20 protein-coding genes and 1 other annotated feature are annotated in these 21,618 nt (G+C 33.8%); of the genes, 5 read left to right on the top strand and 15 right to left on the bottom strand.

All coding sequences use genetic code 11. From position 1 onward, the window contains the following. Positions 1 to 15: 15 nt before the first annotated feature. Positions 16 to 2,037 carry a pectate lyase family protein gene (locus tag J6D32_RS11060; protein WP_287467680.1) on the top strand — a complete coding sequence of 674 codons (2,022 nt, stop codon included), beginning with the start codon at positions 16 to 18 and terminating at the stop codon, positions 2,035 to 2,037. 233 nt (positions 2,038 to 2,270) lie between these two features. After that, positions 2,271 to 3,464, top strand: coding sequence for a sodium/glutamate symporter (gltS, locus tag J6D32_RS11055; protein WP_006785388.1), 1,194 nt, complete (start codon positions 2,271 to 2,273; stop codon positions 3,462 to 3,464). An 88-nt stretch (positions 3,465 to 3,552) separates the two neighbouring features. Here gltS and J6D32_RS11050 read toward each other — a convergent pair whose 3' ends face one another. Continuing rightward, a complete protein-coding gene (locus J6D32_RS11050) occupies positions 3,553 to 4,347 on the bottom strand; it encodes an HAD family hydrolase (protein ID WP_006785389.1) in 795 nt (264 codons plus the stop codon). Positions 4,348 to 4,515: 168 nt separating this feature from the next. After that, a complete protein-coding gene (locus tag J6D32_RS11045; protein WP_006785390.1) occupies positions 4,516 to 5,382 on the bottom strand; it encodes a MurR/RpiR family transcriptional regulator in 867 nt (288 codons plus the stop codon). A 137-nt stretch (positions 5,383 to 5,519) separates the two neighbouring features. On the opposite strand from J6D32_RS11045, the gene J6D32_RS11040 reads away from it, so the two are divergent. Next, complete coding sequence (locus J6D32_RS11040; protein ID WP_287467679.1) at positions 5,520 to 6,098, top strand: MFS transporter; 579 nt, start codon at positions 5,520 to 5,522, stop codon at positions 6,096 to 6,098. A 20-nt stretch (positions 6,099 to 6,118) separates the two neighbouring features. After that, complete coding sequence (locus J6D32_RS11035) at positions 6,119 to 6,931, top strand: MFS transporter (protein ID WP_287467678.1); 813 nt, start codon at positions 6,119 to 6,121, stop codon at positions 6,929 to 6,931. 33 nt (positions 6,932 to 6,964) lie between these two features. On the opposite strand, the gene J6D32_RS11030 is transcribed toward J6D32_RS11035, so the two are convergent. Then, on the bottom strand, positions 6,965 to 7,585 hold the full coding sequence (locus J6D32_RS11030; protein WP_009606622.1) for a cyclase family protein: 621 nt from the start codon (positions 7,583 to 7,585) through the stop codon (positions 6,965 to 6,967). A gap of 106 nt (positions 7,586 to 7,691) precedes the next feature. Here J6D32_RS11030 and cls point away from each other — a divergent pair, with 106 nt between their 5' ends. Next, entirely contained in the window at positions 7,692 to 9,110 is a 1,419-nt protein-coding gene (gene cls / locus J6D32_RS11025) for a cardiolipin synthase (RefSeq protein ID WP_055164321.1), read from the top strand. Positions 9,111 to 9,157: 47 nt separating this feature from the next. Here cls and J6D32_RS11020 read toward each other — a convergent pair whose 3' ends face one another. From J6D32_RS11020 to gyrA, 12 genes are all read right to left on the bottom strand, one after another. Further along, entirely contained in the window at positions 9,158 to 10,018 is an 861-nt protein-coding gene (locus J6D32_RS11020; protein ID WP_287467677.1) for a GNAT family N-acetyltransferase, read from the bottom strand. A gap of 94 nt (positions 10,019 to 10,112) precedes the next feature. Further along, positions 10,113 to 10,721, bottom strand: coding sequence for an SDR family oxidoreductase (locus J6D32_RS11015; RefSeq protein ID WP_229040161.1), 609 nt, complete (start codon positions 10,719 to 10,721; stop codon positions 10,113 to 10,115). 1 nt (position 10,722) lies between these two features. Continuing rightward, positions 10,723 to 10,845, bottom strand: coding sequence for a hypothetical protein (locus J6D32_RS11010; protein ID WP_287467676.1), 123 nt, complete (start codon positions 10,843 to 10,845; stop codon positions 10,723 to 10,725). Positions 10,846 to 11,029: 184 nt separating this feature from the next. After that, entirely contained in the window at positions 11,030 to 12,463 is a 1,434-nt protein-coding gene (locus J6D32_RS11005) for a potassium/proton antiporter (RefSeq protein ID WP_006785398.1), read from the bottom strand. Positions 12,464 to 12,656: 193 nt separating this feature from the next. Next, positions 12,657 to 13,802 carry a GNAT family N-acetyltransferase gene (locus J6D32_RS11000; protein WP_006785399.1) on the bottom strand — a complete coding sequence of 382 codons (1,146 nt, stop codon included), beginning with the start codon at positions 13,800 to 13,802 and terminating at the stop codon, positions 12,657 to 12,659. Positions 13,803 to 13,811: 9 nt separating this feature from the next. Continuing rightward, positions 13,812 to 14,069 carry an Ada metal-binding domain-containing protein gene (locus tag J6D32_RS10995; protein WP_006785400.1) on the bottom strand — a complete coding sequence of 86 codons (258 nt, stop codon included), beginning with the start codon at positions 14,067 to 14,069 and terminating at the stop codon, positions 13,812 to 13,814. Between the two features lie 39 nt (positions 14,070 to 14,108). After that, positions 14,109 to 14,588 (bottom strand): 23S rRNA (pseudouridine(1915)-N(3))-methyltransferase RlmH, encoded by a 480-nt coding sequence (gene rlmH / locus J6D32_RS10990; RefSeq protein WP_006785401.1) that lies wholly within the window; start codon positions 14,586 to 14,588, stop codon positions 14,109 to 14,111. 61 nt (positions 14,589 to 14,649) lie between these two features. After that, positions 14,650 to 14,823, bottom strand: coding sequence for a CxxH/CxxC protein (locus J6D32_RS10985; RefSeq protein ID WP_006785402.1), 174 nt, complete (start codon positions 14,821 to 14,823; stop codon positions 14,650 to 14,652). 13 nt (positions 14,824 to 14,836) lie between these two features. Continuing rightward, entirely contained in the window at positions 14,837 to 15,625 is a 789-nt protein-coding gene (locus J6D32_RS10980; RefSeq protein WP_006785403.1) for an MBL fold metallo-hydrolase, read from the bottom strand. Between the two features lie 159 nt (positions 15,626 to 15,784). After that, the gene (locus tag J6D32_RS10975) at positions 15,785 to 17,182 is read right to left on the bottom strand and encodes a peptidoglycan DD-metalloendopeptidase family protein (protein ID WP_009606420.1); all 1,398 of its coding nucleotides are present in this window, start codon (positions 17,180 to 17,182) and stop codon (positions 15,785 to 15,787) included. A 145-nt stretch (positions 17,183 to 17,327) separates the two neighbouring features. Next, positions 17,328 to 18,602, bottom strand: coding sequence for a serine--tRNA ligase (gene serS / locus J6D32_RS10970; RefSeq protein ID WP_006785405.1), 1,275 nt, complete (start codon positions 18,600 to 18,602; stop codon positions 17,328 to 17,330). A gap of 96 nt (positions 18,603 to 18,698) precedes the next feature. Beyond that, positions 18,699 to 18,928 (bottom strand) — a binding site (T-box leader). A 184-nt stretch (positions 18,929 to 19,112) separates the two neighbouring features. After that, a complete protein-coding gene (gyrA, locus tag J6D32_RS10965; RefSeq protein ID WP_006785406.1) occupies positions 19,113 to 21,614 on the bottom strand; it encodes a DNA gyrase subunit A in 2,502 nt (833 codons plus the stop codon). Positions 21,615 to 21,618 lie beyond the last annotated feature (4 nt).

The raw sequence follows: 21,618 nt of genomic DNA, 5'->3' as shown, positions 1-21,618 counted from the left end.
CCAGGAGGAATGACCTTGAAGCTTACAAAAAAACATTTATCTTATTATAGCTTCGCTTTTATGACAGCTAGTTTACTACTGACACAAAAAAGTGATGTTTTAGCATCAAACATATACTTTTCAGAAGATTTTGAATCAAACTACGACCAGTGGGAAATCCAAAGAGGGAGCTTTAATATTATTTTAGATGAAACCAATACAATTGGACATACCTCTACTAATAGCGAAGGTCGTATCATGCGTGGCGATTTATCATGGACTGACTACAGTATTTCAGCAGATATGAAAGTTCTTGACTTCAATGGATCTAATCGTGCTTTTTTATGTGGCCGATACACAGACGGGAATAACTTCTATGGGGTAAGTCTAAGCAGCAAAAATGGATTAGAACTACGTAAGAAAGTAAATGGGGCTTCTTCGGTAATTGCCCAGGTAAGTACAGAAATTCAACAAAATACTTGGTATAACGTAACACTCGAAATGCAAGGTTCTATCTTAAAAGTATATTTAAATGGGAAACTGATGATAGAAGCAACTGATGATTCTTTAACAGCTGGTGCTGTAGGACTAGTCGCAAGCAAAGTTCAAGTCAACTATGACAATATTTTAGTAACTGATGTTGATAACACAGTAACACCAGATTCAACACCAAATCCTGATCCTTCTCCAATGCCACAACCAACGCCAGAACCTGAACCTACTAAAGATCCGACTCCTGAAGTAAAACCTGAAGCCAGTCAATCAAAGTATTCAGTAGCGGGATTTGCTGAGGGTGTAACTGGTGGAGGTGAATTAGATGAAACTAGCCCTTACTACATCAAAGTTACAAACGCTAAGGAATTAGGAGAAGCTCTTACTAAAAAGGCTTCAACCAAAGTCATTGAAATTATGAATGATATTGACCTGGGGTGGAATGTTATTGGACCAAGTGCTCAAGTCGCACCATTTACCTCTCATAACACTGCCTTAACTCACCCTATTTTAAAAGAAACAGGTGTCAGTAAGATTATGATTGATGGATTTGATGGTCTGACAATCTTCTCTAAAAACGGGGCCAAACTCACTCATGGAGCTTTAATCTTCAAACGTTCAAATAACATCGTCATTCGAAACATTGAATTCGATGAACTCTGGGAATGGGACGAATCAACAAAAGGAAAATATGATAAAAATGATTGGGATTACATCACACTAGAACAATCAAGTAACATCTGGATTGATCACTGTACATTTGGTAAAGCATACGATGGTGTCGTTGACTCTAAAAAAGGAACAACAGGACTAACTATTTCATACTCGAAATTCCTACCTGGTCGTGGTGAATTCTATGAAGCAATGTTTAAAGCAATGGAAGCTAACCAATCAGCCTATCCAATGTATCAATTCCTACGCTCTCAAAACCTAAGTCAAGAAACCATAATGGCCGTTGCGGCACCTCAAAAGAAAACCCATTTGATTGGAGCTACAGAAATGGCTACTGATAACAAGGACTTAGAGATTACAATGCACCACAACTACTACTTAGATTCACAGGATCGATTACCTAGACTTCGTGGTGGTAATGCACACGTCTATAATATCGTGATGGATTCACAAAATGCCTACAAAGCCTCTACTTTAATTCCATCATCAGTCGCTAAAGCCATTACTAACAAAGGCTATAGCTTCAATGTCACAAGTAATGGAGCCATCTCAACAGAAGGCGGTGCAGTCCTAGTAGAAAACTCAGCTATCCTAGGTATTAAATACCCATTACGAAATAACCAAAAAAGTGCCTCTAACTCATCTTACACAGGAAAAATCTTAGCCCTTGATACTATCTACGAGTATAAAAATATCTCATATCGTGGAAACAGTACTGACCCTAACTCTCCATTATCACCTGAACCAGCAACAAGTCTAAAATTCTCATGGAATGGATTTAATGAACTACCTTACAATTATACATTAGATGACACACAAAACTTATTATCTACCTTAAAAGAGACAGTTGGTTCAGGGATTATTGATTTAAATTGGATGAAAACTATCTATTAATGATTTTTTATTTAACTACTGTAGATTTACCCTAGTATTTTACTAGACACTAGAAAAAGTGATTCAATACAAAATGCTTTCGAATTTTTTTCGAAAGCATTTTTTTAATTATGATTATCAGTTATAGTTTTGAATTGAACTAATAACATATTTGATTTGTTCATACTTAAACTCTAATTTTTATATGACAATTCATCCATAATAATTAGAGAAATGAAAGGAGAGCCTAAGACATGGAACTGAATTTAAACCTCTACGAAACAATGGCTTTAGTTTCAATTATTTTTTATCTAGGAAAATATATCCGAAAGAAATTTTCGATTCTCTCTAAATACTGTATTCCACCATCAGTAGTAGGCGGATTTATTTTTTCATTAGTTACACTCTTTTTATATCAAACTAACCTCGCAGCCATAAATTTAGATACATCCTTACAAAATCTATTCATGACAACATTCTTTACAAGTATCGGATTTACAGCAAGTTTTGCTTTATTAAAACAAGGCGGTAAAAAAGTGATTACTTTCTTACTTCTTGCCATTTTACTTGTCATCTTACAAAATATCGTTGGAGTATCTCTCGCAACTGCTTTTCGGTTATCTCCATTACTCGGCCTCGCAACTGGATCTATTCCAATGGTTGGAGGACATGGAACTGCCGGATCATTTGGTCCGATTCTTGAAGGACTTGGCGTTGAACGAGCAACAACCGTATCAGTTGCTTCAGCAACCTTTGGACTAATCATGGGAAGTATTCTCGGTGGATTAGTAGCAAGAAATTTAATACTTAAACATCATTTAAAAGCTGAAAAATCAAATCAAAAACCAGAAGAAGCGGGAGGATTTAACGAAGAAAATACAAACATTCTCTCACTAAAACACATGATGAATGGTGCGTGCTTACTATTCATTGCCATGGGATTAGGATCTATTGTTTCTAAATTCATTCAAATGACAAGTTTAACATTCCCCTCTTATATCGGAGCGATGCTTGTAGCGGCCCTTATTCGAAATATTGCCGATTTAAGAGGAAAAGAACTGGTTGAAAAAGAAATTGAAACAATTGGTAGCTTATCTCTCTCATTCTTTCTAACCATGGCGCTTATGGGACTGAAACTTTGGCAATTATTCGATTTAGCTTTACCACTTATCATCATGCTAATTGCTCAATCCATTCTGATTGCACTTTTTGCTTCCTTTATAACCTATAAAGTCATGGGGAAAAACTACGAAGCAGCTGTATTCGCCTCAGCCACATGCGGATTCGGAATGGGTGCAACCCCAAATGCTATTGCCAATATGGACGAATTAACAAATCGTTTTGGATTCACACCAACACCCTACTTTGTCGTCCCACTTGTTGGGGGACTCTTCATTGATTTTATCAACTCAGGTATCATTACCATCTTTATTAACTTATTCAGCTAAATTAAAGGTCTGTATCGATTCGATACAGACCTTTTTTATTATTTTTCAATATTTCCATATAAAAATGAACCAATACTCTCACCTTTTATTAGCTTAAAATATATTTTTCAATCCCTGATACAATGCCATCATTCGCTACTGTATCTGTCACCACATTAGCATATTTTTTAACCTCATCTGAAGCATTCCCCATGGCAATTCCACACCCAACAGTCTCTAACATCTCAATATCATTACTTCCATCACCAAAAGCATACGTGTTTTCAATCGAGATATTCAAATAATCTAATACCTTTAAAATTCCCGTCGCTTTATGATTTTCCTTTAAATAAATTTCAAGATGTGTAGGGTGCACACTGTGGCAGTATGTATATTCCTCATGATTTTTTAAAAATTCTATACAATACTCTAAATCTTCTGGCTTTGGACATAGCACCTCTATCTTAAACGCATTGACCTGATCCACCTCGTAATCTAACATAAAATAATCTTTTAAAATCCCATATTGCTCATAAAATGGCCAAATCTTCTCATAATTCTCATATGCGTAAACACATGTCTCATCTTCTAACACAAATTCAAGATTTTTATTCTCTAAATGTGAAACTAAATTCTTTAATATCCCATTATCTATTGCTTTACTATGAATCTTTTTTCCATCAACAATCACATGAGCTCCATTAGCTAGAACGTACCCATCAAAACCAAACTCACGAATCACTTTACTTAAAAAAGCATATGGTCTTCCTGTTGCAATAAAAACATAATGCCCCCGTCTTTGTAAATCACGTAATGACTGTTTTACACGAGATGAAATATCTTTTTTTCCATTATGACTATCAATTAAGGTTCCATCTATATCAAAAAAAATGACTTTTTTCATTAAACCGCCTCCTAAACCTACTATATTTTCTTCTCTTTCAAAGTTCAATAGAATAAACAAAGACTGGTTTAATGTTTTAAAACTTCCTGATTTTTTTTCATCATTTTGAAACTTTTTGGCACCATAAAGGCCTATCAGTGGAAAAACTAAGAGGCCTTTATAAAAAAATTAATCTTCATAATCAATTTCACGATCATCAATCGTATTCATGATTTCCTCGATATACCGTATATTCTCATCATAATCAACTTTGAAAATACAGCTGAAAAGTAAATCAAGCATATACTGCATCGCAATATGAGAAGAAAATTGAGAAATTCGATTTCTTAAGTTTTCGCGATCACTAATATATAAATAATGTTGAATCGACTGATACGGAATCTTATTTCCAAGACGACCAATTAAAATAATTTCAACCTTTTTATCCTTTAAAATATCAATAACAGATGGTAAAAAAGTTGCCTTCAAAGAATACGAAATAATAACTGCGACATGACGTTCATTCGATGAAACAGCCGTCATTCGCTGATCATAGGCTGACTTTGGGCACGTCACCTTACGTCCAATCGCACGCATTTTATCCTGGAAATTCTTTGCAACATTCATATTGTGACCATGCGTATAAATATCAATATAATCTGCTTCATAAAGTAATTTTACACACTCATTAAAATCCTCTAAATTAATCGATTGATATGTATCTTCGATCGTTGTTTCATATAAATTAAGCAATTTATTTGCAATCGTTTGATGATTATCAAGTGCTGTAAATGGAAAATTCACATCAATATGCGGGACCCCCTTGCTTTCCTCCACCAAATCTTTAGCAATCTTTACTTTAAGATCATTAAATCCTTCAAACCCAATCTTTTTACAAAAACGATGAATCGCTGACTTAGAAGCAAATGTTTTCTCTGAAAGAGACTGAATCGATGAGGTTTGAACTTCTTCCTTATTTCTTAATATATATTGCGCCAGCTGACTTTCTGTTGGCGTCAAATTCCCACAACACTTAATCATCTTCTCAAACGTCATAATAACCTCCTAAATTTATAATCTGACCTAATCATATAACAAAAAACATAAGATAACATCCCTTATAAATAGGTAATAGCATAAAAAATTATTAATGATGAATCATAATGATATCCCTAAATTAGCGAGGTGACCTTATGAATGAATCATCATCTAATGATAAAGGCGATAACGTCATCGTTATAGCAGCCGTTTTCTTACTCGGTACTTTTATTACTTTCTTAAATAGCACCTTCATGAACGTTGCACTGCCTGATATCATGAAAGAATTAAACGTCAGTGTCTCAACTGTTCAATGGCTCAGTACAGGATACATGCTTGCTCTAGGAATCGTTATTCCTTTTACAGCCTTTCTTATTAACCGATTTAAAACTAAAACACTATTTTTAACTTCAATGTCCCTCTTTACCATTGGAACCATAATTGGAGCTTTTGCCACAAACTTTGAAGTGCTATTAACCGCTAGATTTATACAAGGTTTAGCAGGAGGTGTTACCGTCCCCCTAATGCAAACCGTATTTATGCTAATCTTTCCCATAAAAAGCCGTGGATTTGCCATGGGAATCGTCGGAATCGTCCTTGCTTTTGCTCCTGCAGTTGGCCCAACACTATCAGGCTGGATTATCAATAGCTATCCTTGGAGATATCTCTTTTATATTCCAATTCCATTCGCGATCATCGATATTATCCTCGCCTTCTTCTTACTAAAAATGTAACGGGTGGTAAAAATGTATCCATGGATTTTTTCTCATTTATAGCCTCTACAATAGGATTTGGAGCTCTACTATACGGATTCAGTAATGCTGGAAACTATGATTGGACGGATAAATTAGTTTACCTTCCACTATTAATAGGTGCTTTATTCTTAATATTATTTATTTGGCGTCAATTAACAATGAAAGACCCCATCCTAAACTTAACTGTCTTTAAAAGCAAAACCTTTATCTTCTCTACTATTATTGTCATGATTACTTATGCAGGACTCATTTCATCCGAATTGATCTTACCCATGTACCTAGAAAATATCAAAGGATACTCCGCTTTTGACACAGGACTTGCCCTTATGCCAGGTGCTATCATCATGGGAGTTATGAACCCGATTACCGGAAAAATATTCGATAAATACGGCGCTCGCTATCTAGCATTAATCGGACTGACTATCCTAACACTTGGAACATTTGGACTCTCATTCTTAACTCCAGATACAACCAAAACATATGTGATCGTTGTCTACGCATTAAGAATGCTAGGAATTGCCATGCTTACAATGCCATTAACAACGTCAGGATTAAACTCATTACATCGTGATTTATATGCGCATGGTAATGCTGCTAATAATACATTACGTCAAGTAGCAGGTTCTATCGGAACCTCAATCATCATTACCATCATGAGTAAAGCCAGTTTGACTTCATCTTCAACAAATCCACTTGAATCGCAAGTATACGGTATGAATATTGCTTTTGCATCCATTGGTGCTTTAACATTTATCGGATTAATCATTGCTTTCTTCGTGGTCAAAAAGAAAGAGGTCATTGTAACAGATTAAATTAAAAAAGCTATCTCACGTGAGATAGCTTTTTTAATTTATCCTTGCTACAACCCTCGTTAATGAAGCCTCAGCGCGAATATTTAACGGAAAAGCCATGACTTCAAACCTCTTAACTCCCTCTAATTTTTTTAAATTTCGAAGATTTTCAATAATTAAAATATCATTTTCTAATAATTTATGATGCACTTTAAACGGATACTGATCGGGTGATGGCATATCGATTCCTATTAATTTAACACCTCGGTCTACGAAAAATTGTGCTAATTTTTCATCAACGATTGGATGATTTTCAAAATATTTATCTGTTCCAAAAAACTCATCATATCCCGTATATAACAATACAATGTCACCTTCTTGAACTTTATCCAAATACTCATCCTTTAGTTTAATAATTTCTTCATTTCGAACATCTAATAAACAGCCATTTCCAATAAATTTTTCAACAGGATAATCGCAAATAAAACGATCTTTATTTAGTAGATGACTTGGTGCATCAATATGAGTTCCAACGTGCATTCCTGTTTCTAATTTTGTATCATTGTAATAATCGCGATTTAAAAATCGATGACGATACAATTTGAGCTCGTCATCCCCTGGATAAACCGCCATTTGATGTTCAATTTCATAACTTAAATCAATATACTTTGTCAAAATTTCTTCCTCCTCTTTAAAAATAATTCTTCTTTTGATAAAGTTAGTTCATATCACATAAACTATCATTAATAGCCTCTTTAAGCTAATCCGAAAGGAGATTACCATGTTTCAATTTTTTTCTATCTTAATCCATCTTATCAACTTAGTCACCATCATGTATATGGTTTTTAAAGAAAAACGATCTGCAAATAGTATTATTGCTTGGACATTAATTTTATATATCGCTCCTCTACTTGGATTTATCGTCTTTTTAATGATCGGTCGACGAATCAATAACTCTAAAATATTTAATGTAAAAGAATCAGAACTCAAAATCTTTGAAAAATATAAACAACAAGTAGCACAAACAAACATCTCAGATTTGCCTGCCTCTAATATGATTATGGCAATCGAAAATCTCGAATACTGTCCATTTAGAAACGATAACGAAGTCGAATTATTTTCTGACGGTCAACAATTTTTCGATTCTCTACTCGAAAACCTAAAAAAAGCTCAAAAAAGTATCAACATCCAGTTTTACATCTTTAGACGAGACGAAATCGGAAATAAAATCCTCGATATCTTAATCGAAAAAGCCAAATCCGGCGTCGAAGTTCGATTCCTTTATGACTCAGTTGGAAGCCGCTCCCTCACTAAAGAAAAACTTCGAGATTTAATTGCTGTTGGAGGGAAAGTTGGTGAATTTTTCCCAGCCTGGCTACGCTTGATTAATATAAACATGAACTTTAGAAATCATCGTAAAATTGTTGTCATTGATCGTCGTATTGGATACATTGGTGGTTTCAATGTTGGGGATGAATACTTAGGAAAAGACGCTAAATTTGGATACTGGCGAGACACTCATATAAAATTTACAGGATCTTCTGTAAAAGATTTAAATTTACGCTTTTTAGCAGACTGGCGATATGCGACCAAAGAAGATATTTCCCTTCATCCAGTCTTGCCTGATTTAACGCAAAATAATCAAAATATTGGAATGCAAATCGTATCCAGTGGACCAAATACAGGAAATAAGCATGAAATTAAGCTATCTTACTTAAAAATGATTCAACGTGCTAAAAAATATATTTACATTCAATCTCCTTACTTAATTATCGATAAAAGTATTGCAGATAGCCTAAAATTAGCCGCAATCTCAGGTGTAGATGTAAGAGTGATGATTCCTGGGAAAGGTGATCATCCATTCGTTTACTGGGCAAATCTTGGATATGCTGGAGAAGTATTAAATTACGGCGTAAAAATCTATCATTACGATAAAGATGCCTTCCTACATGCTAAAACAGTGGTTATCGACGACGAAGTTTGCTCCGTTGGAACTGCAAATATGGATACAAGAAGCTTTGAGTTAAACTTTGAAGTCAATGCTATCATTTACTCAGAAGAGATTGCTAAACAACAAAAAAATCAGTTTGAAGCCGATATCTTAAAATCAACAGAATTAACCTTAACTGACTACAAAAATAGAAGCACTATTGTAAAAATAAAAGAATCTCTCTCAAGACTATTTTCAGGAGTCCTTTAACATAAAAAAATCTCGTAGATCCTCATTCTACGAGATTTTTTTATCATTTAAGCATGTGATAACGTTGGAAACATAAGCTTTTTCTTTTCTATCTCTTTTAAATCTTTACCTAAAATAAACAAGGTACAGTCATCTTCCTCAACTTCTTTAACTTCATATCCTGAAGATTTAACAGGCGTAAATCCAAGTCTAACTTCTTGAATTTCACTTCCAAAAGCATGAATGATAGACTCTAAATTAACTTCATGCTTAGTAACTATTTGATGAATAAAAAGTTTTTCTTTTTCAACATTTGCAAGAATATATGCCTCTTCTTTTGCCAAATAATAGACAGGTTGCCCAAATAACAAATAAACAGCAATCAATCCCCAATTATCTGTTGTAAAACGTTCATTAATCGTACTATTTTTTACAATATTTAAAAAACAATCACGATTTGATTGAATTGACATATCGATTTGTTCAACTTCTTGACTAGAGGTTGAACAAATACTTTTTATATATTGATATTCTTTACTTTCAACAAAACCAAATTTCGGGTAAAAATGAATGACACTATCATTTCCAAACAAATAGATGCCATCTACTTTGTGCTGATATTCCTTAATCACATGCTCCATCAGATAACGGCAAAGACCCTGTCTACGATAATTTTCATCCGTCATAACCGTTCCCAGCTGAATGTAGTGCTTTTTGACACCATCAAGCATAAAATCCATTAAATTAACCGAAACATTTGCGATTATCTGATTATTGTTAACTAAGGAATAAGGTATATATTTTTCTGTCCAAAAACCATTATTTTGCCATTCTATAAAATTAAATCCAAAGGTTTTCTCGGTTAACTCATTAAAACTTTTAACGAGTTTTTCATCATCTTTATAATTTTCCACTAATTTATATTGCATAACCATCCCCTCCTATCATCATCTTAATTCCAATCTCTTTGTACCGCTACCTAAAAATTAAATCTTAATAAAGAATGAGCATTAATGTCTTCTTTTAACTATTATATTGCCAATTCCAATCTCCATGATAAATCATTCGCTTATTCATTCCTCCATCAATCGTAATCGTTTCTCCTGTCATAAATGTCTGATTAGTTAAATAGATTACCATACTCGAAATATCTTTTGGGTTGCCAACTTTTCCTGCTGGAATGGCCATCTCATCCGTTTTACTATACGTCACTTCATCCATCACATTAATCCAACCAGGGGCAATACAATTTACTAATACATCTGGTCCTAAAGAAATAGCTAAAGCGTGAGTTAACGCCACAATTCCTCCTTTTGCACTGGCATAGGCCTCTGTATCCGGCTCCGATTGAAAGGCTCTTGAAGAAGCAATATTAATAATATGACCTCGATTCTTTTTAAGCTCTTCCTTACACAAACGACTTAGTTCATAAGGGGCCTTTAACCCCACTGCTAACACATAATCAAAGCCGTCATAATCTAAATCAGATAAAATTCCATTATTTCCACGACAGGCATTATTAACTAACACATCTATTCGACCTAATTTCTTTATTGCAAACTCTACGAACTCCCTCAAAGTTGCTGAATTTGCCACATCACCATAAAAATAAATTTGGATGACTTTTTTCAAATTAACATGATTTTTCCTCATCAATATCTATAAAACAAACAAAATCACCTAATGATAAAAAATCCAAACAAATCTGCTTTCCAATACCATGAGCGCCACCCGTTACTAAAACGCCTCTAGCCATAACCATAACCTCCTAATTTCTATATCTCATTATACTTTACCTCATATTACACTCATTAATAACACTTTCCTTAATAAGATAATGAGGCCTATAACTAAAAATCATCATTCATCAACTCTATCTCAATATAAAAACAGTCTTAAACATTTAACTCAATGAATAAGACTGTTTGATGTAATCATAATTAACCTTCTAATAAACTTTTGATTCCATTTCCACTTAAAACTAAAATATCGCCTTCTTCTAACACAGTCGCACCTTTTGGAACTAATATTTTATCTCCACGCTTTATCATTACAATCAAGATTTCTTCCGGAATATTTGCATCCATAATTGTTTTATTCAGCCACGGACTGTCTTTTTTGATTGTAACCTCTAATAAATCTGTATTAATGTCTCCTGTATAATCTGTGAAAGTCTTCAATACTTGGTGTTCATCTTCCGTTTCAACTAATCCTAGCAAAGTAGCCACTTTAGGGATAAGTGTTCCTTGAATCGAAACAGAAAATAAAGCAATGAAAAAGATAATATGGAAGATATCATTTTCTATCATAACTCCAAAAGTTATAGCAATAATCGCAAAGACAACCGATGCTGCCCCCCTTAATCCTACCCACGAGATAAACAACTTTTCCTTCATTGTAAATTTAAAAGGGCTAAGAATGGTAAACGTGGCTAATGGACGAGCAACTAATATCATAAACAACGAAATAGCAACTGCCTTCCCACTCACATACGGTAATTTAGATGGAAAAGACAATAAACCTAACATAAAAAATAATGCAATTTGCATAATCCAAGAGATTCCATCAAAAAAGTGAAACATACTTTTCTTACGAGGAATAACACTATTCCCAATAATTATTCCGGCTATATAGACGCTTAAATATCCATTTCCACCTAGATACTCACTTAATGCATACGAAAGAATGGCGATTGCTGTAACAAAAATGGTATAAAAACCTTCTATCTCAAACTTCGATCGTCGTAATAGATAAACCGTTCCCTTCGCACTAATAACTCCGATAATTCCACCTATTAAAACTTGTGTTAAAACACTACCTAATACCGTTCCAATGGTAAGGCTACTAGAACTTTTCATCATCGTAAGAATCAAAACTGTCATCATGTACGCTATTGGGTCATTACTTCCACTTTCAATTTCTAAAAGTGAGGCTAAAGATCCCTTTAAATTTAAACGTTGCGCCCTCAATACAGCAAAGACCGATGCCGCGTCAGTAGAAGAAACCACAGCACCAATTAATAAGCCTTCTAATAACGTTGTTTTTATAACAAAATGACAAAACAAACCGGTCAACCCCGCAGTCATCATGACTCCGAGTGTAGACATCATGATAGATGGGACAGCTACCGGTTTAGCCATCTTCCACTTGGTTCCGAATCCTCCATAAAACATAATAAAAACTAATGCCAAAGAACATAACTGACTCGTTAATTCATAATCATCAAAATAAATTCCAACAGGTCCATCTGATCCAAATAGCATCCCGAGTACCATAAATATAAGTAGCATCGGCACCCCAAACTTATACAATACTTTACTCGAAGTGATACAGATAATTAATACAATCCCACTAATTATCATTAATTCAGTCATAAATTCCCCCCTATATTAAATCATTAGATTCCGATAATCCTATCAATTTAATTTTACAACATTAAAGGATAAATTTTCTACTTAATCTTTATTTATCCATTTATAATCAAAAAACTAGACTCAAAATCTGAATCTAGTCTCATTATATATTTATTTTTTTCCTAGAAAATTTATGATAACGAAAACTATATTTTTAAACCTTATCTTGCGTCGGCATAAATAAAGGTGCTGGGAACCAGGAATGGATCAAATGATTGAATAACTCATCATCGACCAAATGCTGTCCAAAAGGTGAAAAGAATAGCTGCATCGCCTCAATATGGCTAAGCAACACATCACACTCTCCCTCAAACTTACTAACCGTTACCTCTCCATTTTCTACCGAAATGACAAACATACCGTAATCTAAAACTTCAAAACTTAACACCCCATCGATCAAATCAGCATAACTGGCTTTAAAATGTAACAACTGTGCAATAATCTCTTCATAATTCAACACATTAAACTGATAAGCGTGATGGAGCGTGACATCTTCTGCAACCTGAGTTAACTGTTTTATCTTTTGTTTCTCCCAAACAGGCAACTCAAAATTCACGAAATCCGCCTTATTGTTATGAATATAAGTTGCTAAAACACGAATATAATCCTCATCATTCTTAACAACTAACTCACTAATATAAGTATTTTCTTTGTTCACAACAACATAACCAATAAAATGATTACACTCATAAACAAAATAAACATTAAAATCCCAAGACCTTAACCAATCTAAAAAAACTGATTTTTCTCGAGTAACCTTAAACTGTGCTTTATTATAAAGCTCGTAGGCCTGTTCTATATCATCAGTTACTCCCTTAAAAATAAGATTTTCATTAACATAATGATTTAGTCTATATTTAATATTTTCATTATTTAACGTAAAAGAAAGTTTTTGCCCACAAGGCGTATATCCAAAATGTTCATAACGTTGTCTTTTTCCCCCTAAACAACTCAAATGGAATCCTTGTTCTTTCATATCTCCTAACGCCATATTCATTAACTGCTTCATATACCCACATCCTCGTGAATAAGGATGAACAGACACCGTACCGATACCAAAAACCTTTAACGTCTGACCTAAAACACTAAGCTCCATCGGAAATGCCCCTACTAAAGCCTTTATCTTTCCATTTTCCTTTACAAGATAGTGATATTCCATCATCTGATAATCTTTCTTATATAACTTAGGTAACAAACTTGGAAAATCAGTCTTGCCTCCATCATGACTAAATACATAGTTTGCAAAATCAACTACCTCATCAAAATCAGCTTCTGCTGCCTTTAAAAATTCAACCTTCATATTTACCCCCTATTTTCTATTTTTCCACTCCTTATATTCTTCCGGCATACACTTCGCACACGGTCTATAACCAGCCTTGATGGCAATCTCCTCATTTGCAAAAAATACTCTATGCTGTACATACTGTCCTTTTTCAATATATCTAGCTGCAGATTTACAATCTAATCGACCATATATTTTCAATCTTTTATGACCACCAAAGTTTCCCGGCACCTTACTTTCATATTCTTTTCCGCTAGAATCTACTAATCGATATATCTTTTCCATTGCATTTACGCCCCTTTATATATGTGAACATATACATACCTACTTGTGATACGGTTCATTATTATTAATACGGTACGTGCGATAAATTTGCTCAAGTAAAATTAATTTAAATAACTGATGTGGGAAAGTCATTTTTGAAAAACAAAGTTTGTAATTGGCACGTTTTTTAACATCATCTGATAATCCAAGAGATCCTCCGATAATAAACGCCACATTGCTATCACCACTTAGAGCTAAATTACTTAACTGTTTCGCAAATTGCTCAGAAGTCTTCATTTCTCCTTGTAAATCCATCGCAATTACATACATATTATCTTTAATCTTAGAAAGAATTTGCTTTCCTTCCTTATCCTTAATCAATTCCATCTCGCGCTCTGATGCATTATCAGGTGTTTTCTCATCTGGAACCTCAATCATCGTTAATTTACAATAACGTGATAAACGTTTAGAAAACTCATCAATTCCAAGTTTAATATACTTTTCCTTAATCTTTCCGACTGAAATAATCGTGATGTTCATATCATATCCTCCAATTCATAAAGAAATTCCCTGATTAACAGGGAATTTTATACGTTAAATCCTATTCGAAATCTTCCTCATCAGCCATCATTCCTTCGATAATTTTATAAACCGCTGAATGATTACAAAACTGACATTTTTCAGGTAACTCAACTTCCACTAAAATAGGTAATTTACCGTATTCATCTAAATAACGATCCATTGCTTCTTCAACATGCTCTAAACAAGTATACATTTATTATTCCTCCTTATAATTTAATCACCTTTGATGGATTCATCGGATAAGTCATATGTAAATTTAATTTATTCATATCAACATTTTCTTCTTTTAAAATATGGCGTACCGTCATTTCTGCCAAATCTGGTAAATTTGCATCCTGACTTAAATGTGCTAAATAAATATGTCTTGTTTTATCTCCGATTAACTGACTTAAAGCATAAGCAGAATCTTCATTCGATAAATGGCCACAATCATCCAAAATACGTTGCTTTAACGACCACGGACGATTACACATCTGTAACATCTCCACATTATGATTCGTTTCCATAATATAAGCATCTGCATTATGTAAAGTCTTTAAAATATCACCTGTAATATACCCTGTATCAGTAATATAAACTAGTACTTTTTCATCCTTTTTAATCATATATCCAACAGGATCAACAGCATCGTGAGATGTTCTAAATGGCATAATCATTAAATCATCAAATTCAGCCCATTCATTCTTCTCTAAAATCGTCGTTTTCTCAACACCTGGCTTAATAATCGCCTTGCGATGCATCTCATCAATTGTTTTAGCTGTTGCACAAACATTTAACTTCCATTTACGTGTACAAACACCAACACCTTTAATATGATCCCCATGCTCATGTGTAATAAAGATATGCTTAATTTTATTTTCGTCAAATCCACTTTTTTTAATCAATTCTTGTAATTTTTTTAATGATAAACCATTATCTATTAATATTGCTGTATTTTCTGTTTCAATAATCGTCGCATTTCCGACACTTCCGCTCGATAATACACATATTCTCATCATATCACCTTTTTCTCTAAAGAAACCTATATCTTAACCTTGATATTTATCTGATTATTCATTTTAACATGATTTATAACTTCTAATCCAGTGGTAACACATAGAAGCACTCAAAAATAAAAAAAAGTAAGTAGGCTATTGAAAGCCTACCTACTTTTTTTAATAAAAACTCATTGGATTAGGTGCATAACTCGGTTGGGATCCAGTATTGGTCCGTATCTCAAAATGAAGATGAGGACCTGTACTATTCCCCGTATTACCAGCCTTTCCAATTAATTGCCCTCCTGCCACAACTTGTCCAACAGATACATCAACCTTACTTAAATGAGCATAGCGAGTATAATATCCATTGTTATGATTAATCAAAATACTATATCCATAAGCCCCGTTCCAGCCAGCTTGAACGATAACCCCATTATCAGCTGCATAAACAGGCTGTCCCACATAAGCCGAAATATCTAAAGCATAATGACCACTATAGCATAAATAAGCACAGCTAATCGTATATCGTGATGTTGGCCATTTCCAATCCTTTGTCCCACGACTCGGAATTTCCTTCGTTCCCTTTACAACAATACGATTTTGAGCCTCATTTAGTACTTTTTCACTCAACTTTTCTTGAGAAACCTGTTCTCCATTAATATAGGACTCCTTGTAAGATGTCAGCTTAATACCATTATACCCTTCCTGCTCTGTATATGTTTCCCCCACAGGAAGATTTGGATCCTCTATCGTCTCAGTTATATACTCAATCACTTCTTGCTTTACAACTTCTTTTTCAACCTGAATTTGGACGGATTGCATCATCGGCGTAACATTAAATTTTTGCCCAACATAAGGTATCGCCTGGTTACTTAAAACACGATAATTTAATAATTTGAAATCATTATATTTCAAATCATTTAATGATGCCAAAGTTTCAATTGTACTATCATTTTCTAAAATACCTACTTTAACAGGATCTTTTTCGCCAGTTAAAATCAGATTTCCAATCTCCTGTTTAGTAACTAAATCATCAATATTACAAATAGAACTAGAATACTCAACACTTGGACTAAATTTAATTCCAATAACCTGTTCTCCTTCAGTCATCAGAGGTTCAATCTTTAAATTTGTATCCTTTACACGCTTTAAATCAGATTCAGAAATATATAACTGAAATAATGATTCAATCTCTTTTTCAACTTCAGTAACATCCTTTACGCACATATTAGCTGAACCAACTTTAACATAATATCCTTTTGTTTTAAACTTAACATTTTCATCAATATAATTGATGACTTCCTCATCTTTCGGAATATGCGGAATATATGTTACCTCTTGTTCAATTCGAACATTATCAGGAATAATTAAATCCTCTAATTTATAGTGATTTAGATAAGATTCAATCTTCTTTTCCTCATATTCTTCATATATTGCAATATCACTTAAAACACCTATCATCTGATCATTAACATAAACCCGATAAATAATCTGGCTTATATCCCCCGCATATGCAGATATAAGTGGTATAAAGCACAATATGATAAGAATAATACTCATTCCCCGTTTTTTCATCTTATCACTCTCATCTTCAGTTGGTATATTATACTAATATTTTACTTTAATCTAATCTCACTGTCAAAACACTTTCATGTCTAATAATGCGTTTATACAAATTAAAAAGGAGTACTATACAGTACTCCTCTGACTAAGATACAAATTATTTAATTACTTCTGCATTACGCATATATGGGCGTAAAACTTCTGGAATCACAATTGTTCCATCAGCTTGTTGGTAATTTTCAATAATTGCTGCAACAGTACGTCCAATAGCAAGACCAGAACCATTTAACGTATGAACGAACTCAGGTTTAGCTTTAGCATCACGACGGAATTTAATATTTGCGCGACGTGCTTGGAAATCTTCAAAGTTAGAACAAGAAGAAATCTCTTTATATGCATTATAAGATGGTAACCATACTTCGATATCATATGTCTTAGCAGCAGAGAATCCGATATCTCCAGTACATAATTCGATAACACGGTAAGGTAACCCTAATAACTGTAATACTTTTTCAGCATTAGCAGTTAAACTTTCTAATTCTTGATAAGAATCTTCAGGTTTAACGAATTTCACTAATTCAACTTTATTGAATTGATGTTGACGGATAATACCACGAGTATCACGTCCAGCAGAACCTGCCTCAGCACGGAAACATGGGCTATAAGCTGTATATTTAATTGGTAATTGATCAGCACTTAAAATTTCATCACGATGTAAGTTAGTAACTGGTACTTCAGCAGTTGGAATTAAGAAATAATCACTATCTACTAATTTAAATGCATCATCTTCGAACTTTGGTAATTGCCCTGTTCCAGTCATACTTGCACGATTAACAATAACTGGAGGTAGAATTTCAGTATATCCATGATCACCAGTATGTAAATCTAACATAAAGCTAATTAAAGCACGCTCTAAACGAGCTCCTAATCCTTTATAAACTGCAAAACGGCTACCAGTGATTTTTCCTGCACGTTCAAAATCAATGATATCTAAGTCAGTTACTAAATCCCAGTGAGCTTTTGGTTCAAAATCAAATTTAGTTGGTTCTCCATATTTACGGATTTCAACATTATCATTTTCATCCTTACCTACAGCTATTGTTCCACATGGAACATTTGGAGTTCCTAATAAAATATTTTTAATTTCTTCATCAATCACACGTAATTGCTCATCTAATTGTTTAACTGTCTCACCAACACCATCCATTTGGCTTAATAATTCAGTTACATCCTTTTTTTCACGTTTATATTGACCAATTAATTTTGAAGTTTCATTACGTTTAGACTTTAATTGTTCAACTTCTAAGATGATTTCTTTACGTTTTTCATCTAATTCAGCAATTTTATTTAAATAGCTAAAATCACCACCACGTGTTTCGAGACGTTTAATTGTACCTTGTAAATCTTCACGTACTAATTTTAAATCTAACATGTCAATTCCTCCTAATATGATTTAGCATCAATTCAATCATCAACATCCCATTTCAGTTCAAAGATTTAAAAGAAAATAAAAAAATCTCGTCCCTGAATTAGGGACGAGATTAACCCGCGTTGCCACCCTAGTTGCCTCTTGTTCCACGTGGAACAATTTAGAGACCCCTTACAAAGATAACGGTTATACCGTGAATAAATACTCATCAATGACTTTCTTCATTCCGCTCCTAGGTTGATTCTTAATCTCCTATACATCAGTTTACACCAACCACTGACTCTCTATGCTATAGAAAGAAAATTACTAATCCTAATCAATGCTTTATTATTTACTTGTAATATAACACTATACATTTTTTTTGTCAATATTATATCAGAAGCAGTAGTTTTTTACATTTAATACTGCTTCTATAGGTTTATCTATTGATATGAATTCTGACATCACATATGTACATTAGTTTATATTATTATGTCTCATTAAATTTAATTATATGCGCATAAGACCTATTGTTTATTCTTTTTCTTCTAATAAAATTTCTGAAGCTTCGGTATTTTCAACCTTTTCAGTTGCTAATTCCTCTGTATGCTCTTCTTCATGTTCAACAAGTGCCACACTTGATACAAATTGATCATCAGTTAATCGAATTAACGTTACTCCTTGTGTTGCACGTCCTGTTTGTGAAATTTGGCTAATCGGTGTACGAATAATAATACCTTTATTCGTTACAATTAATAAATCTTCTTCACCTGTTACAGTTTTCATTGCAACTAATGAACCATTTTTATCTGTAATATTAATTGTTTTAACACCTTTTCCACCACGGCTAGTTTTACGATATTCACTAATTGGAGTACGTTTTCCAAATCCTTTTTCAGAAACAATTAAAATTTCTTGATCCTCAGTTACGATTTCCATTCCAACTGCAACTTCTCCCTCTTCAAGGTTAATTCCTCGAACTCCGGCAGCTGTACGTCCCATTGAACGAACTTGATCTTCCTCAAACCATACTAATTTACCACCACTTGATGCGATAACAATATCATTTGAACCAGTTGTTTTTCTGACTCCAATTAACTCATCATCTTCACGCAATGATAAAGCAATTAAACCATTTGTTCTAATATTACCAAATGCTGATAACGTTGTACGTTTAACGACTCCGGTACGAGTTGCAAAGAATAAGAACTCATTCTCATTGAACTCTTTAACTGGAATAATCGCACTAATTTCCTCATCTTGTGCAATTTCAATAATATTGACAATCGGTAATCCTTTAGCTGTTCTACCATATTCTGGAATAGTATAAGCTTTCTTCTGATATACCTTACCTTTATTCGTGAAGAATAATAAATAATCATGCGTAGAAGTTGATAGCAACTCTTTTACATAATCATCATCATGAGTTCCCATACCTTGGACACCACGTCCTCCACGGTTTTGAGAACGATATGTTGAGATAGGTTGGCGTTTAATATATCCATTATTCGTTAATGTGATAATGACTTGTTCTTCTGGAATTAAATCTTCATCCTCAATATCAAAATCAGAACCACGAACAATCTCAGTACGACGATCATCACCATGCTTAATCATTACTTCTGTTAACTCATCGCGGATAATACCATGTACACGATACTCATTAGCTAAAATATCTTTTAAATCAGCAATTAAAGTCACTAAATTTTGATATTCATCCTCAATTTTGTCACGTTCTAAACCTGTTAAACGACGTAAACGCATCTCAAGAATTGCTTTACCTTGACGTTCAGAGAATGAGAATTCTGAAATTAAGTTATTTAATGCTTCCTCATCATTTGAAGAACCACGAATAATTGCAATAATACGATCAATATGATCAAGCGCAATACGGAATCCTTCTAAAATATGAGCACGATCTTCTGCTTTATTTAAATCAAATTGCGTACGGCGTACAATAACTTCTACCTGATGTTTGATATACGCTGCAATAATCTCTTTTAAGTTTAATACTTTAGGTTGCCCATCTTGAAGAGCTAACATATTAATTCCGTAAGAAACTTGTAATTGAGTTAATTTGAATAAGTTATTTAACATAACCTGTGGATTAACATCCTTACGCAATTCAATAACAATTCGAGTTCCTTCACGGTTAGACTCATTACGTAAATCTGTAATTCCATCTAAACGTTTCTCCTTAACTAACTCAGCAATTTTTTCAATTAAACGTTCACGGTTAACTTGGTAAGGAATTTCAGTTACTAAAATTGAATATTTCCCACCATGACCTTCGATAATTTCACATTTTGAACGCATCATAATTGAACCATTACCAGTTTCATAAGCGTTACGGATACCTTTAGTCCCTAAAATTAAAGCCCCTGTTGGTAAATCCGGCCCTTTAATATGTTCCATTAATCCTAAAACATCGATTTCTGGATTCTCCATATAAGCTAAACAGGCGTTAATCACCTCTGTTAAGTTATGTGGAGGAATATTGGTAGCCATACCTACTGCAATCCCAGTTGTACCATTAACTAATAAACTTGGAAAACGTGCTGGTAGAACAACTGGCTCATGTTCTTCACCATCAAAGTTAGGTTGGAAATCAATCGTATTTTTATTAATATCACGCATCATTTCCATCGCAAGTTTTGACATTCTTGCTTCTGTATAACGCATTGCGGCTGCTCCGTCACCATCGATAGAACCAAAGTTTCCGTGACCGTCAACTAAAGGATAACGATAACTAAAATCTTGTGCCATACGTACCATGGCATCATAAACAGACGAGTCCCCATGAGGATGGTACTTGGCAATTACGTCCCCGACGATACGGGCAGACTTTTTATATGGTTTATCACTGTGCATTCCTAAATCATTCATCGAATATAATATACGACGATGTACAGGTTTTAAACCGTCACGAACATCCGGTAAAGCACGCGATACAATAACACTCATTGCATAATCAATGAATGAAGTTTTCATTTCTTTTGCTATGTTATGTGGTTTAACTTGATCATATCCAGACATTTTC

The sequence above is a fragment of the Turicibacter sp. genome (genome assembly GCF_017941855.1).
Classification (GTDB): domain Bacteria; phylum Bacillota_I; class Bacilli_A; order MOL361; family Turicibacteraceae; genus Turicibacter; species Turicibacter sanguinis.
Note: the sequence above shows the minus strand (reverse complement) of the source record. Positions and strands in the feature narration are given on the sequence as shown.

Bases quoted from the DNA above. Each gene is read 5' to 3' on its own strand.
- gyrA (WP_006785406.1), bottom strand. From the start codon at position 21,614: ATGTCTGGATATGATCAAGTTAAACCACATAACATAGCAAAAGAAATG.
- J6D32_RS11045 (WP_006785390.1), bottom strand. From the start codon at position 5,382: ATGACGTTTGAGAAGATGATTAAGTGTTGTGGGAATTTGACGCCAACA.
- J6D32_RS11050 (WP_006785389.1), bottom strand. From the start codon at position 4,347: ATGAAAAAAGTCATTTTTTTTGATATAGATGGAACCTTAATTGATAGT.
- serS (WP_006785405.1), bottom strand. From the start codon at position 18,602: ATGTTAGATTTAAAATTAGTACGTGAAGATTTACAAGGTACAATTAAA.
- J6D32_RS11005 (WP_006785398.1), bottom strand. From the start codon at position 12,463: ATGACTGAATTAATGATAATTAGTGGGATTGTATTAATTATCTGTATC.
- J6D32_RS10980 (WP_006785403.1), bottom strand. From the start codon at position 15,625: ATGAGAATATGTGTATTATCGAGCGGAAGTGTCGGAAATGCGACGATT.
- cls (WP_055164321.1), top strand. From the start codon at position 7,692: ATGTTTCAATTTTTTTCTATCTTAATCCATCTTATCAACTTAGTCACC.
- J6D32_RS11010 (WP_287467676.1), bottom strand. From the start codon at position 10,845: ATGGCTAGAGGCGTTTTAGTAACGGGTGGCGCTCATGGTATTGGAAAG.
- J6D32_RS11020 (WP_287467677.1), bottom strand. From the start codon at position 10,018: ATGCAATATAAATTAGTGGAAAATTATAAAGATGATGAAAAACTCGTT.
- J6D32_RS10995 (WP_006785400.1), bottom strand. From the start codon at position 14,069: ATGGAAAAGATATATCGATTAGTAGATTCTAGCGGAAAAGAATATGAA.
- J6D32_RS10985 (WP_006785402.1), bottom strand. From the start codon at position 14,823: ATGTATACTTGTTTAGAGCATGTTGAAGAAGCAATGGATCGTTATTTA.
- J6D32_RS10975 (WP_009606420.1), bottom strand. From the start codon at position 17,182: ATGAAAAAACGGGGAATGAGTATTATTCTTATCATATTGTGCTTTATA.
- J6D32_RS11040 (WP_287467679.1), top strand. From the start codon at position 5,520: ATGAATGAATCATCATCTAATGATAAAGGCGATAACGTCATCGTTATA.
- J6D32_RS11000 (WP_006785399.1), bottom strand. From the start codon at position 13,802: ATGAAGGTTGAATTTTTAAAGGCAGCAGAAGCTGATTTTGATGAGGTA.
- rlmH (WP_006785401.1), bottom strand. From the start codon at position 14,588: ATGAACATCACGATTATTTCAGTCGGAAAGATTAAGGAAAAGTATATT.
- gltS (WP_006785388.1), top strand. From the start codon at position 2,271: ATGGAACTGAATTTAAACCTCTACGAAACAATGGCTTTAGTTTCAATT.
- J6D32_RS11035 (WP_287467678.1), top strand. From the start codon at position 6,119: ATGGATTTTTTCTCATTTATAGCCTCTACAATAGGATTTGGAGCTCTA.